Origin of the sequence: Pseudomonas sp. WSY_20 (assembly GCF_043104335.1) — a bacterium.
GTDB lineage: Bacteria > Pseudomonadota > Gammaproteobacteria > Pseudomonadales > Pseudomonadaceae > Aquipseudomonas > Aquipseudomonas parafulva_B.
In genome coordinates this window covers 103,482-117,808 of the sequence record NZ_JBICKP010000060.1, presented here as the reverse complement: position 1 = coordinate 117,808, position 14,327 = coordinate 103,482, and the positions used below count along the sequence as shown (strand labels likewise).

Genomic DNA, 14,327 nt, shown 5'->3' with positions numbered 1-14,327 from the left:
GGTCAGTCGCATTGGCTGACGTAGCCGGCTAGGCTATCACGCACTGCAAAGGTGCGGGCGTGACAGATCGACACGATATCGCGAGTGCAGGGCGCTTTAGAAATGATCGGGTTCAAGCGTCGGCGCTTTAGAGAATAATCCAGCACCTACAGGCAGGGGCCGTGAAACGCTCGGCGGGCCTTTCGGCCCGCCTGGGGTTTCACGACAGCCGCCTGCCGGGCCGCTATGCCTGCGTCGCCACCCTTGCCCGCCGCATGATCAGGTTGTCGAGTACCCACATCAGCACCATCGACACCCCCACCAAGGGGAAAACGAGCCCCAATGCCAGCATCACCACCACGGCCGTCTTCCAGCGCGGCAGGTCGTGGCGCAAGGGGGGAACGCCCAGGCCGCCTTCGGGCCGACGTTTCCACCACATCACCAGGCCACTGACCGAACCCAGCAGAATCATCAGGCACACCAGCGCAATGACGATCTGGTTCAGCGGGCCGAACATCTTGCCCTCGTGCAGCATGACCCCAAGTTCCGTGGCGCGGGCCACAGGGCTGTAGTCCTGCCAGCGCACATCGGCCAGCACCTTACCGGTGTACTGGTCCACATGCAGGGTGGCGTCGTTGCGTGGGTCGTCGGCGAATACCGCGACGGTGAATACGCCGTCGGCTGTGGTTGGCCAGGTGATGCTGTAGCCCGGCTCCACCTGCCGCGCAGTGGCGATGTCTTCGACCTGTTGCACGCTCACATTCGGTGCGGCCGGTTGGCTGGACATCGTGTGATGCCCGGCATGCTCGGCATGGGCGCCAGATTGAGGCATCGGCGTGTTCTCCATGGCCCAGGGCACGGTCTGGCGGTGAGCATGGTTGAGCTCGCGCGCCTGCTGGTCCGACTTCGGCACATCGTTCCACATCGCTACCGGAAAGCGGTTCCACAGATCGGCATATTGCTTGCCCCAGAACCCGGTCCAGGTCATGCCGCTGAGCAGCATCAACAACAACAGCGCCGAACCCCAGAACCCACTGACCGCATGCAGGTCGCGCCAGAACAGCCGGCCTCGGGCGGCCAGGCGCGGCCACAGCACGCCTGCGCCCAGGCGCCCGCGAGGCCACCACAGGTACAGGCCCGAAATCACCAGCACGATGCCCCAGCCTGCGGCCAGTTCCACCAGGCGATCGCCCAGGGTGCCCACCATCAATTCGCCGTGCAGGGCGCGGGCGATGGCTTGCAGATTGCGCTTGCCGTCCTGCTCGCCGAGGATCTTGCCGCTGTACGGGTCGACGAACACGTTCAGCTCGCGGCCCTTTTCGTGCACCACGAACTGCGCACTGCGCTGTGCGTTCAGTGGCGGCAGGTACTGGCCCACATGGCCTTCGGGGTGCGCCTTGCGCACTTCGGCCAGCATCACATCGGCCCCTTGGCGATGATGGCCGGCCTCAACCACCATCAGGTCGCGGTACAGCCATGGATCGAGCTGCGGCTTGAATAGGTATACCAGCCCGGTAAGGGCCAGCAGGATCATGAATGGGGCCACGAACAGCCCTGCATAGAAATGCCAACGCCAGGCCAGGTTGTAGAATGAAACGCGTGTTCCTCTCATGGGAACCTCCAGGTAAACCCGCACAGGGCGCGGTCACTGCCGCGCCCGCGGTGGATGTCAGAAGCTGAAATCGACTTTGGTCCAGACGCTCCGGCCGGGCTCATTGACCGGTTGAGGATCGCTGGCCGGGTAGCCGAAACCGGCATTGCCCGCCAGGTTCAGGTGTTCGGCGTAGGTCTTGTCGAACAGATTGTCGACCCCTGCACTGAGTTTCAGATTTTTGCTCACCTTGTACGCGCCGTTGAGCGAGAACACCCCAAAACCTGCACTGGCGTCATAGTCTTTGCCAACCACATTGCCCTGGTTGCGGGCGATGCGGTTCTGCGCTGCGACCAGCCGCCAGAGCGCGCCTGCGCTCCATGCATCGCGGCTGTAGGTCAGGCCCAGGCGGCTTTCCAAGGGCGGCATCTGGGGCAGCGCCTTGCCATCGCTGCTGTTCTTGCCCCAGGCGTAGGCCAGTGTGGCATCGGCCTTCCAGGTATCGCTCAGCGAGTAGGCCGCACCCACTTCGCCACCCATGATGCGGGCGTCGATGTTCTGCGCCTTCGAAGTCGCCATGCCCATCATGCCAGTGCGGTAGTCGAACAGGATGTAGTCGCGGATCTGCCCGACATAACCCGAAGCCCAGGCTTCCAACCGTTCGCTGCGGTACTGAACACCGAAGTCGAGCTGCGTCGTCTTCTCGGGCTCGATGCCGTCGAAGGCATTGACCGACCCGGTGGGCGCTGTTTTAGGCGAAAACAGCTCCCAGTAGTCCGGGAAACGCTGGGCGTGCCCAAGGCCGATGTAGGCCGTTGCCGGCAGGGCTGCCATGTCGTGTTCATAGCGCACGAAGCCGCTGGGCAGCGTGTCGGCGCGGGTGTCGTTGCGGGTCGGGCTGGCCTGGCGCAGATCCCGCGCCGACGCGCGGTCCAGGCGGGCGCCGGTGATGACCCGGTCGTCACCGCTGAGCGACCAGGTCAGCTCGCCGAACACGCCGTAGTTGTGAAAATCGGCATCCTTGGTCCAGGCCTGGCCTTTGTGCGCATCCACGCCCATGCCGCCGCGCTGGCGATGCGCGTTGGTCTGTGCGTCGATACCGCTGATCAGCTGTACATCGGCCCAGCGCCAGGTCGCCTTGAGGCGTGCACCCATCGTGCGGCGGTCGACATTGCTGACCATCGGCATGCCCATCATGCCGCTGCCAGAGGGTGTGCGCAGGCTGTAGTTGTCCATCACATGGTCGGCATAGTTGTAATAGGCCTGGGCTTCGATCTTGTCGAGTACCTCGCCGAGGTTGGATTTTTCAAAGCGCAGGCCCAGGCTCTCACGCTTGAACTGCGAACCGTCCATGCCCCGACCGGCATAGCGCGCCTCCCCATCGCCCTTGCCTGCGGTGAGTTCGAGCAACGTATCGGCATCGGGCGTCCAGCCCAGGGCGACATCGCCGTTCCATTTTTTCCAGCGCGACGGCACTGAATCGCCAGCCCCGTCATGGTAGTCACCGGCACGCGACTGATTGCCGACGAAACGGGCATAGGCCTGACTGTTGCCGACAGCAGCGTCCAGCACCTTGTCGAAGCGGCCGTTGGTGCCGGTGAGCAGGCTGGCATTGACGCGGCTGCCAAGGGTGCCGAATGCCTCGGGGTCACGCTCGAACAAGACGGTGCCTGCCGAACCGCCCGGCCCCCAGATCACGCTCTGCGGGCCCTTGATCACGGTCAGTCGGTCGTAGGTTTCCGGGGCGATGTAGGCGGTTGGGGCATCCATGCGGTTGGGGCAGGCGCCCAGCATCAGCCCACCATTGGTGAGGATGTTCAGCCGCGAGCCGAACATGCCGCGCAGTACCGGGTCGCCGTTGGTGCCGCCGGCACGAATGGCCGAAAAACCGGGAATGGTTTTCAGGTAATCGGCACCGTCACTGGCCGGCACGGGCTGGCGAGGGTCCTTGGGGTTGGTGACCACGGTCAGTGGCGAGCTGGGGGCGATGGCGGTGATGACCGTAGGGCCGAGCTCAGGTGCAGCGGATGAATGGGCAACGTGGCCTGGGTCTGCCGCCAGTGCGACAGGGGTCAGCAACGAGCCACACAGGGCGGCAATGGTCCCGCGCAGGGACAAAAGAGGGGTGCAGCCGGACATAATGATTCCAGTCGATCAGTCGTGAGAAGACGCGAAGCGATCAGGCTTCGTGCGCTAATGGGTCAAACACTGATCGAAACGGGCGGTGCGCGGCTGCGGGCGCCGGGGAAAACGGCCTGCCTGGCATGCCCGTGGCGCGTGGCAGGCTGAAGATGGACCTGAGGCAGGGCGGCTGCCAGGTTGAGGGGGCTGAGCGCCTGGGGCAATGCAGGGCAGTTGAACAGCAGGCTGCAGTAGCCGCACTTCTCCCACATCACATGAAGCTGGCCGTCCTGGCTCGGGCCGTGATGAGCGTCGCCATGCTGATGAGCAGCCGGCATCGGCATGTCCATTGGCATGGTCATGCCGGCGCCATGGTGATCCATGGGCATCGACTGGGAAACCAGCGGCCCGATGAAAATCATCCACATGGCGAACAGGCTCAGCCATCCGCCACCGGCGCGCCTGCGATCAGGGCGGGTGGTACGGGACTGGCGGTGTGGCGACGAGCGCATCACGCCCTGTCAGCGGCAGTCAGTGCTGATGAGCCTGCGGCTGGCCAGTCGGCGGTGCTTTCTGCACAGCCACTTGCACGGTGATGAGGCCGGCTTTCTCGAAGCGAAGGGTCAGCGGGAAGCGCTGGCCATCGGTCAGCAGGCTGCGATCCTTGGGCTGCATGAGCATCACATGGTAAGCGCTGGGTGCAAACACCAAATCCTTGCCTGCGGGCACTACCACGTTTGGCACTTGCTGCATGCGCATGGCACCGGCCGCGCTCATGGCGTGCTCGTGCAACTGGGTGTCATCGCTGATGGGGGACTCGGCGCTCAGCAGGCGGTCATCGGTGTTGCCATTGTTGTGCACCACGAAATACGCGGCGACGTTGGGGGCATTGGGCGGCAGCTGCAACGACCAGGGATGGGCGATATGCAGGTCGCCCACGGTGTATTCGTGAGCATGGGCGAAAGCGGCGGGCAGCAGGAGGGCGGCCACGGCAAGGGCGTGCTTGAGCATGATGAATGTCCCGATGGAATGAGGTTCAGGCAGGCGGCGTGAGACACTCAGGCAAGCGGGGAGGCACGGGGGTTGAGCGCGGGCCTGAGCTGGCGCGGCGTAGGCGTGGGTGGCGCATCCAGCGACAGTGGGCCGGCAAGACGTGCAGGCGAGGCATGCAGCTGTAACGCTTGTCCGCCCAATGGTAGTGGCGGCGCGGCACCCAGGCAGCACCAGCAGTGCATCGTGCTGGCGCTGTCATCGCTTTGCGGGCCCAGGTCGATCTTGGCCAGGGCCTGCACATCGACCTTGGCCTTGTTGGCCATGCTGGAACAGAACGCCCCCCATAGCAGTTGCTCTGCCGGGCCTTTGGGCGCAGCAGAGGACAACGGCATGGCCAGCAGGTTGAACAGCACCGCTAGGCAGGCTATCCAGGCAATGTGCCGACGTGGGGGCATGGAGAGATCCGGTCAGGAATCGTGGTGACTATTGTACGGCCGAGTATAAGCAAATTTGGCGGGGTGCGGTGACGTGACGCAGGTGGCGTGCCTGGCCGCTGGCTTCGGGATGCCCTGGCACCGCGAAGCCGTTCAGGTTCAGGCCTTGTTACGGCCCATCAGGCCGCGTACGGTTTCCTGCAGGTCGGCCGGCAGTACCACCACCTTGGCGTTATTGCTGCTCGCCAGGTTTTCCATGGCCCCGACGTAGCGCTCACCGAGCAGGTACATGGCCGGGACGGTTTCGTTGCCGACCTCGTCCTTGACCAGCGAGATGGCCCGCGCCGAGGCTTCGGCCAGGCTGATCTGCGCCTCGGCATCCAGCCGCGCGGCCTGCAGGCGCGCTTCGGCTTCGAGTACTGCCGCCTGCTTGGCGCCTTCGGCACGGGTGACGTCGGCCTTGCGCTCCCGCTCGGCGGCCGCCTGGCGTTCCATGGCCAGTTGCATGTTCTGGGACGGCTTGATGTCCTGGATTTCCACCGAGCGCACGGTCACGCCCCAGTCCTCGGTCTGCTCGGACATGGCCTCGCGCAGGCGCGCCTTGATTTGCTCGCGGCTGGAAAGGGCTTCGTCCAGGTCCATGGCGCCGACGATGGCGCGCAGGGACGTCATGGTCAGGCTGGTGACGGCAAATGCGTAGTCCTGCACGCCATAAGACGCCTTCTGCGGGTCAACGACCTTGGCAAAGCACAGGGCGTTGGCGACGATGACGGCGTTGTCGCGGGTGATGATTTCCTGTTCCTGCACATCGAGGATGATGTCCTTGGTCGGCAGGCGATAGGCAACCACGTCCATGTAGGGGATGACGACGTTGAGGCCAGGCTTGAGGGTGGTGTGGTAGCGGCCCAGGCGCTCGACGATCCATTCCTCACCCTGGGGGACGATGCGTACCCCCTTGAACACGGTGATCAGGACGAACAGGGCGATGGCGCCGACGACGATGAGGCTGGTCATGATGGCAAATTCCTTTTTTACGGATTCAGGCCCGGATGACGCGGGCGGTATTTCCTTCGACGGCGATCAGGCGTACCCGCTCGCCGGCCGGGATGGTGGTATCGGCAATGCAGGTCCACTCCTCATTGCCCAGTACGGGCTTCTGGAAGCGCACCCGGCCTTTCTGGAATTCGGACACACCTGTGGTCAGCAAGCCGACCTCGCCGATCACGCTGGCGGCGGTCCAGCGCTCATCCGGCTGCTTACGGCGAAACACCTTGAACCACAGCAGGGTAGTCAGCGATGAAAGCACGACCCAGAGCAACCCTTGCATGTCCAGCTCCAGGCCTGGAAACGCCAGGGAGGCCAAGGCCACCAGCACGGCACCGATACCGAACCAGAGGATGAAGAACGTGGGCAAGACCAGTTCGAGCAACATCAGCGCGATGCCGAACACCAACCAGATCCACCATTGCAGTTCCATATCAGGCACGTCTTCCGAGGGGGGGCGCCCGAGTTTAAGGCAGGACTGCGACACATGGCCACTTGCAGGCGCTCGGAAAATGCCCAAAGGGGTGTAGGAGCTCAACCCCCCCTAGGCGCTATGCAAGGGGGCTTTCGTCACATAGCGAACAAAGCCGCCACCAGTTCCGGCAGGGCATGGAACGTCCGATCGGCAATCGGCAATGTCGGTCGCTTGAGAATGAACACCGGCAGGCCTAGCTCACGGGCTACTTCCAGCTTGGGTTCGGTGGCGACGCTGCCGCTGTTCTTGCTGACCAGAACGTCGATGCGCCGGTCGGTGAACAGCGCACGCTCCTGGTCCAGGTCGAAAGGCCCGCGAGCACCGATCACCTCGCAGCGCGCATTGCCAGGACAGGCCTGCAGGGCGCGCAATGTCCAGAACTGGCCATCCGGGATGGCGTCCAGGTGCTGCAGGGGTTCCCGGCCCAGGGTGAACAGCGGTCGGGCATAGGGCCCAATGCCCTGCATCAGCGCCGGCCAGTCTTCGACTTCGCGCCAGTCATCCCCCGCCTGTGCCTGCCAGGCCGGACGGTGCAGGGCCCAGCAAGGGATCCCGACACGCTGCGCGGCGCTGGCCGCGTTGGCGCTGATACGGGCGGCGTAGGGGTGGGTGGCATCGACCAGCAGCGTGATGCCGTTTTCATAAAGGTACTGGGCCAGCCCAGCGGCCCCCCCGAAGCCGCCCACGCGTACCTGGCACTGCAGGTCGTCGGGCACCCGGCCGACGCCGGCCAGGCTGTAGATGTGGTCCGGGCCCAGCAGGCGTGCGATGGCCAGCGCCTCGGTAATGCCGCCGAGCAGCAGAATGCGCGCCTTCATGGCTGGCCCGCTCGACCGACGATGCCGCCCTGGCGGTCGATGGCGACCACCTCGACGTTCACTTGGGCAGGCACGACGCTGCGGGCGAAGGCCAGGGCATGCTGGCACACGGCATCGCCCAATTGGACACCGGCGCTGTGGGCCAACGCCAGGGCCTGCTGGCTGGTGTTGGCGGCCACGATGGCAGCCTGAAGCGCCGGATCGGCCCCGCCTGCTGCGGCCCAGCCCGCCAATTGCGGCAGGTCGATGCTCGAATGACGGCTGTGCAGGTCCATGTGCCCGGCGGCCAGCTTGCTGATCTTGCCGAAGCCCCCGCACAGGGTCAGGCGTGAAACCGGCACCTTGCGCAGGTGCTTGAGCACCGCCCCAACGAAGTCGCCCATCTCGATCAGGGCGATTTCCGGCAGCCCGTAGACACGGCGCATGGTGTCCTCGCTGGCGTTGCCGGTGCACGCGGCAATGTGGGTGTAGCCGTTGGTGTGCGCCACGTCGATACCTTGATGAATGGAGGCAATGTAGGCTGCGCAGGAGAAGGGGCGCACAATACCGCTGGTGCCCAGGATCGACAGGCCGCCGAGGATGCCCAGGCGTGGGTTCATGGTCTTGAGCGCCAAGGCTTCACCGTCCCGCACGTTGAGGGTGACCTCGAACCCGCCGGTGTAGCCGCATTCGACGGCCAGGCCCTGCAGGTGGTCCGTGATCATACGCCGTGGCACCGGGTTGATGGCCGGCTCGCCCACGGCCAGGACCAGCCCAGGCCGGGTCACAGTGCCCACGCCTGTGCCTGCGACGAAGTGCACACCGGCCTGGGCACGCAGGCGCACCTGGCTGTACAGCAGTGCTCCATGGGTCACGTCCGGGTCGTCGCCGGCGTCCTTGAGCGTGCCTGCTTCGGCGTAATCGTCGACCAGGCGGCAGAACTCCAGGCGCATCTGCACCACCTTGCCCTTGGGCAGGGTGATGCTCACTGCGTCGCTGTCTGCACCGGTGAGCAGCAGACGCGCTGCCGCCAGGCTGGTCGCGGTGGCGCAACTGCCAGTGGTCAGGCCACTGCGCAGCGGGGCGGCCTGTTCGCGGGTTTCTTCACGCATCGGCCGACTTGACCACGTCGAGCAAGGTGATGGGCAGCGCCTGGCGCCAGGTATCGAACGCACCCAAGGGCTGGGCATGGGCAACATGAATGCGCGTCAGTTCGCCACCGTGCTGCGCCTTGAAGTGGGCCAGGGCCAGTTCGCTTTGCACCGTCACGGCGTTGGCCACCAGCCGACCGCCTGGGCGCAGGCTGGACCAGCAATGCGCCAGTACCCCTGGACGGGTGACCCCGCCACCAATGAACACCGCATGCGGCGGTTCCAACCCTTCCAGTGCCATGGGGGCCTTGCCGCGCACCAGGTGCAGGCCAGGTACGCCCAAGGCATCGCGGTTGTACTCGATCAACCCCTGACGGCCCTCGTCGGCCTCGATGGCCACGGCGCGGCATGCCGGGTGTGCACGCATCCATTCGATGCCGATCGAGCCGCAGCCCGCGCCCACGTCCCAGAGCAGCTGCCCGGGCTCGGGGGCCAGCCGGCCCAGGGTGATGGCGCGCACATCGCGCTTGGTCAGTTGGCCGTCGTGCCGGTAGGCGTCATCGGGCAGGCCTGCCAGGCGGTGCAGGCGAGGCGCTTCGGGCGCTGCCACGCATTCGATGGCCACCAGGTTGAGCGCAGCCGTTTGCCCGTGCTGCCACGTGGACGCCTGCCCGTGCAACTGGCCCTGGGCCTCGCCACCCAGGTGTTCGAAGACCCATAGGCGGCTGGGGCCGAAACCCCGTTCGCGTAACAACGCGGCAATGGCCGCCGGGCTGTCTCCATCGTTGCTCAGTACCAGCAGGCGCAGGCCGCCATGCAGGTGCGCGTTCAGCGCGGCCAGGGGCCTTGCCACCAGCGACACCACCTGTACGTCCTGCAGCGCCCACCCCAGGCGCGCAGCAGCCAGGGCGCACGAGGAGGGCATCGACAGCACCTGCATTTCATTGGCAGGCACTTGGCGCGCCAGGCTGGCGCCCACCCCATAGAACATCGGGTCGCCACTGGCCAGCACGCACACAGGCGAGCCGCGCAGCGCCAGTACCGGCGCTAGCGAGAAAGGGCTCGGCCAGTGCAGCCGTTCGCCGGTCACGCAACGCGGCAGCAGGGCCAGCTGGCGAGGGCTGCCGAAAATCCGTGTCCCACTGAGCAGCGCTCGGCGAGCCTGTTTGCCCAGACCGCTGAAACCGTCTTCGCCGATGCCTACTACTGTGAGCCAGGGTGCCATTGATACCTCTAGAGTTCGTGCGTGTGCAGCACGCCCAATTGTGCCTTTACCCGAAAGATGCTCGACCACCGGCTTTTCATGCGGGCGGCCAAAGCAGGCATAATACCGCGCCTTCTCCACTCAAGCGCAGTTTCACGGATTGCCGGATACCTCAGCGATGCCACCTCACGCTTCCTACAGTTCGCCTCGCCCCTCGGCTTGTCCGGGGTTGTGGCGTATCGTCAGCGCCCTGGATGGCGGCATTTGCCGGATCAAACTGCCGGGCGGGGTGTTGCTGGCCCAGCAGGCCGAGGCCGTCGCCAGCGCCGCCGAGCGCTTCGCAGGGGGGGTGATCGAGGCCACCAACCGGGGCAATCTGCAAATCCGTGGCGTCGGCCCTGATCACCAGGGCCTGGTGGCGGCGCTGCTTGCAGCTGGGCTGGGCCCGCGTGAAGCAGCCGGCGACGATGTTCGTAACCTGATGCTCAGCCCACTGGCCGGGCTTGACCCGGCGATGGTGCTGGACGTCAGGCCGCTGGGGGGGCAAATCCTCGACCTGCTCGAGGGCACGCCACGCTTTCACGCGTTATCGGCCAAGTTCGCCCTTCAGCTCGATGCCGGTGAACGCCTGGCCATGCTCGATCACCCGCACGACCTGTGGCTTTCGGTGCTTGAGCTTGAGCAGCAGCCTTGGCTCGCATTTGGCCTGGCCGGCAGCCTCGGGGAGAGTGACGTACTGGGTGCGGTGCCGTTCAGCCAGGGCTTGACCTTGGTACGCGCCGTGCTCGAACGTTTTCTGGACCTGGCCACCCCAATCCAGTCGCGCATGCGGCATGTGCTGCAGACCTACAAGGCTGCCGACTTCATCGGTGGGCTTGGCGTGGCGTTGCGCCAAGACCCCGCCGTGCTGGGCTGGCGCCGGCCGGTTCGCCCAGTGTCGTGGCTTGGGGCACTGGCTCAGCGGCGTGGGGTTGCGCTTGGCGTGGCACCGCCACTGGGGCGGCTCACCCCGGCCATGCTGCGTGAGGCGGCGCGTGTCGCGCGTGAACAGGGCGACAGCAGCCTGCGCTTGACCCCCTGGCAGAGCCTGGTGCTGCCCAACCTGGCGCGCGGCGCCATCGACCAGGCGCAGCGCAGCCTGATGACGGTCGGGCTGCTCTGCCACGCGGCTGAGCCCTTGGCGCGCATCAGCGCCTGCACCGGCGCCAGCGGCTGTGCCAAGGCCTTGAGCGAGACGAAGGCCGACGCCGTGGCACTGGCCGCATTACTGGGGCCCGGAGCGCCTGCCAGCGTGCATCTTACTGGCTGCCCCCGGTCCTGTGCCCTGGCCCACACCGCCCCGGCCACACTGCTGGCCCGCGCGTCCGGGCGCTACGATCTTTACCAGCGTGACCCCCGCCTGCCGGGGTTCGGCGCCCTGCGCGCCACTGACATTACCTTGAATGAAGCAGGCGCCATGCTCGACCTGCCGACGGAGCACCTTGATGATTGACTACATCCGCGATGGTCAGGAGATCTATCGCAATTCCTTCCGGATCATTCGTGAGGAAGCCCGACTTGAGCGGATTCCCGCAGACCTCGAAAAGCTTGCGGTACGCGTGATCCATGCCTGCGGCATGGTCGATGCGATCGATGGCCTGCAATTCTCCGAGGGCGCCGGCCAGGCCGGCCGTCAGGCCCTGCTGCGTGGCGCGCCGATCCTGTGCGATGCGCACATGGTCGCCGAAGGCATCACCCGGGCACGACTGCCAGCGAACAACCCGGTCATCTGCACCTTGCGCGACCCGAGCGTACCGGACCTGGCCAAGGCCGCTGGCAATACCCGCTCCGCCGTTGCCCTGGAGCTGTGGCGCCCCCACCTGGAAGGCAGCGTAGTGGTGATCGGCAACGCGCCGACGGCGTTGTTCTACCTGCTGGAAATGCTCGACGCCGGTGCGCCGCGCCCAGCGCTCATCCTGGGGTTCCCCGTCGGCTTCGTTGGCGCTGCCGAATCCAAGGCCATGCTGGCGGCCGACAGCCGTGGCGTGCCCTTCGTGATCATGCAGGGGCGGCTGGGCGGTAGCGCCATGGCCGCCGCGGCCGTGAACGCCCTGGCCACGGAGGTGGAATGATGGCCCCGCGCGGACGCCTGATCGGCCTTGGCGTAGGGCCGGGCGACCCTGAACTGATCACGCTCAAGGCCCTGCGCCTGCTGCGCGAGTCGCCGGTGGTCGGCTACTTTGTCGCCAAGGGCAAGCGCGGTAACGCATTCGGCATCATCGAAGCGCACTTGCAACCCGAGCAGACGCTACTACCGCTGGTCTATCCGGTGACTACCGAAGCCTTGCCCGCGCCCCTGTCCTACGAGCAGGTGATCAGCGACTTCTACGACGAAGCCAGCGTCCAGGTGGCCGAACACCTGGACGCAGGGCGTGACGTGGCGGTGATCTGCGAGGGTGACCCGTTCTTCTATGGCTCCTACATGTACCTGCACGACCGCCTGGCCCAGCGCTATGAAGCGCAGGTGATTCCTGGCGTGTGCTCCATGCTCGGTGGGGCCTCGGTGCTGGGTGCACCGCTAGTCTATCGCAACCAGAGCCTTTCGGTGCTCTCTGGCGTCTTGCCGGCCGAAGACCTCAAGCGCCGCCTGGCCGACGCCGATGCGGCCGTCATCATGAAACTGGGGCGCAATTTTCCCAAGGTGCGGCAGGTGCTCGGTGAGCTGGGCCTGCACGAGCGTGCGCTGTATGTGGAACGCGCCACCATGGCCAACCAGAAAATCGTACCGCTGGACCAGGTCGACCCGCAGTCCTCGCCTTACTTTTCGCTGATCATCGTGCCGGGGGAAAAATGGCAGGGCTGAACACGCAGGTGGCACCGGCCATCGTCATCCTGGGGCAAGGCAGTCTGACCACCGCCCGTTGCCTTCAACAGATCTACGCCCAAGCCACAATTTACGGCCTGCAAGGGCGCGTCCAGGGGGCAGACCAGGATTACAGCACTTTTGGCGATCTGCTGCGCAGCCTTTACCAGCGTGGTACGCCGATCATCGCCTTGTGCGCCGCGGGGATCGTGATCCGCAGCCTGGCCAGCCTGTTGGGCGAGAAAGGTAGCGAGCCGCCTGTGCTTGCCGTGGCAGAAGACGGCAGCGCTGTGGTGCCCCTGCTCGGTGGCCTCAGTGGCGTCAACCAGATGGCACGCGACATCGCCGCTGCGCTGGGTGTGTCAGCGGCCATCACCACCAGCGGCGAGTTGCGCTTTGGTACGTGCCTGCTCAATCCGCCTCAGGGTTACGCCTTGGCGGATCTGGAACAAGGCAAGCGTTTCGTGTCCGACCTGCTGGCTGGAGAGCCGGTTCGCATCGAGGGTCAAGCGCCGTGGCTAGCGCAGGCTCAGTTGCCTGCCAGTGATGCCGCGCAGCGCACCATCCATGTGGGCCATTTGGCGCGCCCCGCCAGCCGAGACGAGCTGTTGATCCACCCCCGCTCCGTCGTGGTCGGTCTCGCCAGCGGCGATCTGCAGACGATTCGTGACGCGCTGCAGCAGGCCGGTATTGCGCAGGCATCGCTGGCCTGCGTGCTGGCCGATGAGCGGGCCATGACGGACACCCGGTTGCATGCCGCCGCGCAGGCGCTGGGTGTCGAATTGCGCTTTGCGGCAAGGCCCGACGATGTGGCTGGCATGGTGGGCGCTGCACTGCCCGAGGCGCGGTTGCAGTGCCAGGGTGAGGTGGTCATCGCCGTGGCACCTGCGCCGGTCGAGGTGACTCAGATTGGCCGTCGCCGTGGACGGCTGGCCGTCATCGGTCTGGGACCCGGTGCAGCGGAGCTGATGGTGCCAGCGGTCAAGGCTGAGCTGGCACGGGCCGAGGATGTGCTCGGCTACGAAACCTACGTACGAATGGCAGGCCCATTCCGGGACGATCAGGTGCTGCACTGCACCGACAACCGTGAGGAGATGCAGCGCGCCCGCCACGCATTCGAACTGGCCGCGCGGGGCCGTTCGGTGGTGGTGGTGTCATCGGGCGACCCAGGTGTATTCGCCATGGCCGCTGCGGTCCTTGAGGCGTTGCACGAGTCCACGAATCCTGACTGGCACGCTGTCGATCTGGAGATACTGCCTGGCGTATCGGCCTCGCTGGCAACGGCTGCACAGGCTGGCGCGCCGCTGGGGCATGACTTCTGTGTCATGTCGCTGTCGGACAATCTCAAACCCTGGTCGATCATCGAAAAACGGCTGGACCTCGCTGCCCAGGCCGATCTGGTGCTGGCCTTCTACAACCCGATTTCCAAAGCACGTCCTCACCAACTGGGGACCGCGCTGGACGTCGTGCGCCGGCACCGTGGTGCTGATACACCTGTAGTCCTTGGCCGTGACATTGGTAGGCCGGGGCAGACTTTGCGCGTCGTCTCTTTGGCCCAACTGGTGCCAGAAATGGTCGATATGCGCACCATGGTGCTGGTGGGCTCATCGACCACGTGCACCTTCGAGCGCCCGGACGGCGGGCAGTGGGTCTACACGCCGCGGTGGTATGGCGCAAAGCCCTGAAGTACGGAAGCTCGATCCGAGGGGGAAGCGTTTCGAGGCAGGATGAGCAGCGTCGAGCAGTTAGGTTCACG

At 65.7% G+C, this 14,327-nt stretch carries 14 protein-coding genes; 4 read left to right on the top strand and 10 right to left on the bottom strand.

The annotated features are described in order from the left end of the window. Positions 1–223: 223 nt before the first annotated feature. From ACF8E5_RS15065 to cbiE, 10 genes are all read right to left on the bottom strand, one after another. Positions 224–1,591 (bottom strand): PepSY-associated TM helix domain-containing protein, encoded by a 1,368-nt coding sequence (locus ACF8E5_RS15065; protein WP_392475471.1) that lies wholly within the window; start codon positions 1,589–1,591, stop codon positions 224–226. A gap of 57 nt (positions 1,592–1,648) precedes the next feature. Continuing rightward, entirely contained in the window at positions 1,649–3,709 is a 2,061-nt protein-coding gene (locus tag ACF8E5_RS15060; RefSeq protein WP_392475469.1) for a TonB-dependent copper receptor, read from the bottom strand. A gap of 62 nt (positions 3,710–3,771) precedes the next feature. After that, on the bottom strand, positions 3,772–4,203 hold the full coding sequence (locus ACF8E5_RS15055; RefSeq protein WP_058638229.1) for a DUF2946 domain-containing protein: 432 nt from the start codon (positions 4,201–4,203) through the stop codon (positions 3,772–3,774). Positions 4,204–4,222: 19 nt separating this feature from the next. After that, positions 4,223–4,702: a copper chaperone PCu(A)C gene (locus ACF8E5_RS15050; protein ID WP_392475467.1), complete on the bottom strand. Its 480-nt coding sequence runs from the start codon at positions 4,700–4,702 to the stop codon at positions 4,223–4,225. A gap of 47 nt (positions 4,703–4,749) precedes the next feature. Further along, the gene (locus tag ACF8E5_RS15045; protein ID WP_058603509.1) at positions 4,750–5,139 is read right to left on the bottom strand and encodes a DUF2946 domain-containing protein; all 390 of its coding nucleotides are present in this window, start codon (positions 5,137–5,139) and stop codon (positions 4,750–4,752) included. A gap of 138 nt (positions 5,140–5,277) precedes the next feature. Beyond that, on the bottom strand, positions 5,278–6,132 hold the full coding sequence (locus ACF8E5_RS15040) for an SPFH domain-containing protein (protein WP_392475466.1): 855 nt from the start codon (positions 6,130–6,132) through the stop codon (positions 5,278–5,280). A 25-nt stretch (positions 6,133–6,157) separates the two neighbouring features. Beyond that, on the bottom strand, positions 6,158–6,595 hold the full coding sequence (locus ACF8E5_RS15035; RefSeq protein WP_058638227.1) for an NfeD family protein: 438 nt from the start codon (positions 6,593–6,595) through the stop codon (positions 6,158–6,160). A gap of 137 nt (positions 6,596–6,732) precedes the next feature. Then, positions 6,733–7,455: a cobalt-precorrin-6A reductase gene (locus ACF8E5_RS15030; RefSeq protein ID WP_078477925.1), complete on the bottom strand. Its 723-nt coding sequence runs from the start codon at positions 7,453–7,455 to the stop codon at positions 6,733–6,735. Beyond that, a complete protein-coding gene (locus ACF8E5_RS15025) occupies positions 7,452–8,546 on the bottom strand; it encodes a cobalt-precorrin-5B (C(1))-methyltransferase (protein WP_058638225.1) in 1,095 nt (364 codons plus the stop codon). Before ACF8E5_RS15025 ends, ACF8E5_RS15030 begins: the two co-directional genes overlap by 4 nt. Next, positions 8,539–9,750: a precorrin-6y C5,15-methyltransferase (decarboxylating) subunit CbiE gene (gene cbiE, locus ACF8E5_RS15020; protein WP_197844440.1), complete on the bottom strand. Its 1,212-nt coding sequence runs from the start codon at positions 9,748–9,750 to the stop codon at positions 8,539–8,541. The genes ACF8E5_RS15025 and cbiE overlap by 8 nt, the downstream gene beginning before the upstream one ends. Positions 9,751–9,907: 157 nt before the next feature. Between cbiE and cobG the strand changes: the two genes are divergently transcribed. Genes cobG through cobJ form a run of 4 tightly spaced genes read left to right on the top strand, consistent with a single transcriptional unit; the run spans position 9,908 to position 14,256 of the window. Next, a complete protein-coding gene (gene cobG, locus ACF8E5_RS15015) occupies positions 9,908–11,221 on the top strand; it encodes a precorrin-3B synthase (protein WP_392475465.1) in 1,314 nt (437 codons plus the stop codon). Next, on the top strand, positions 11,214–11,840 hold the full coding sequence (locus ACF8E5_RS15010) for a precorrin-8X methylmutase (protein ID WP_027915280.1): 627 nt from the start codon (positions 11,214–11,216) through the stop codon (positions 11,838–11,840). The genes cobG and ACF8E5_RS15010 overlap by 8 nt, the downstream gene beginning before the upstream one ends. Continuing rightward, entirely contained in the window at positions 11,840–12,571 is a 732-nt protein-coding gene (locus tag ACF8E5_RS15005; RefSeq protein ID WP_058603631.1) for a precorrin-2 C(20)-methyltransferase, read from the top strand. Before ACF8E5_RS15010 ends, ACF8E5_RS15005 begins: the two co-directional genes overlap by 1 nt. Continuing rightward, positions 12,559–14,256, top strand: a complete 1,698-nt coding sequence (cobJ, locus tag ACF8E5_RS15000; RefSeq protein ID WP_196126325.1) for a precorrin-3B C(17)-methyltransferase — start codon at positions 12,559–12,561, stop codon at positions 14,254–14,256. Before ACF8E5_RS15005 ends, cobJ begins: the two co-directional genes overlap by 13 nt. Positions 14,257–14,327 lie beyond the last annotated feature (71 nt).

Coding starts and splice junctions, on each gene's coding strand:
- ACF8E5_RS15005 (WP_058603631.1), top strand. CDS start 11,840: ATGGCCCCGCGCGGACGCCTGATCGGCCTTGGCGTAGGGCCGGGCGAC.
- ACF8E5_RS15055 (WP_058638229.1), bottom strand. CDS start 4,203: ATGCGCTCGTCGCCACACCGCCAGTCCCGTACCACCCGCCCTGATCGC.
- cbiE (WP_197844440.1), bottom strand. CDS start 9,750: ATGGCACCCTGGCTCACAGTAGTAGGCATCGGCGAAGACGGTTTCAGC.
- ACF8E5_RS15060 (WP_392475469.1), bottom strand. CDS start 3,709: ATGTCCGGCTGCACCCCTCTTTTGTCCCTGCGCGGGACCATTGCCGCC.
- ACF8E5_RS15050 (WP_392475467.1), bottom strand. CDS start 4,702: ATGCTCAAGCACGCCCTTGCCGTGGCCGCCCTCCTGCTGCCCGCCGCT.
- ACF8E5_RS15025 (WP_058638225.1), bottom strand. CDS start 8,546: ATGCGTGAAGAAACCCGCGAACAGGCCGCCCCGCTGCGCAGTGGCCTG.
- cobG (WP_392475465.1), top strand. CDS start 9,908: ATGCCACCTCACGCTTCCTACAGTTCGCCTCGCCCCTCGGCTTGTCCG.
- ACF8E5_RS15035 (WP_058638227.1), bottom strand. CDS start 6,595: ATGGAACTGCAATGGTGGATCTGGTTGGTGTTCGGCATCGCGCTGATG.
- ACF8E5_RS15010 (WP_027915280.1), top strand. CDS start 11,214: ATGATTGACTACATCCGCGATGGTCAGGAGATCTATCGCAATTCCTTC.
- ACF8E5_RS15030 (WP_078477925.1), bottom strand. CDS start 7,455: ATGAAGGCGCGCATTCTGCTGCTCGGCGGCATTACCGAGGCGCTGGCC.
- ACF8E5_RS15040 (WP_392475466.1), bottom strand. CDS start 6,132: ATGACCAGCCTCATCGTCGTCGGCGCCATCGCCCTGTTCGTCCTGATC.
- ACF8E5_RS15065 (WP_392475471.1), bottom strand. CDS start 1,591: ATGAGAGGAACACGCGTTTCATTCTACAACCTGGCCTGGCGTTGGCAT.
- ACF8E5_RS15045 (WP_058603509.1), bottom strand. CDS start 5,139: ATGCCCCCACGTCGGCACATTGCCTGGATAGCCTGCCTAGCGGTGCTG.
- cobJ (WP_196126325.1), top strand. CDS start 12,559: ATGGCAGGGCTGAACACGCAGGTGGCACCGGCCATCGTCATCCTGGGG.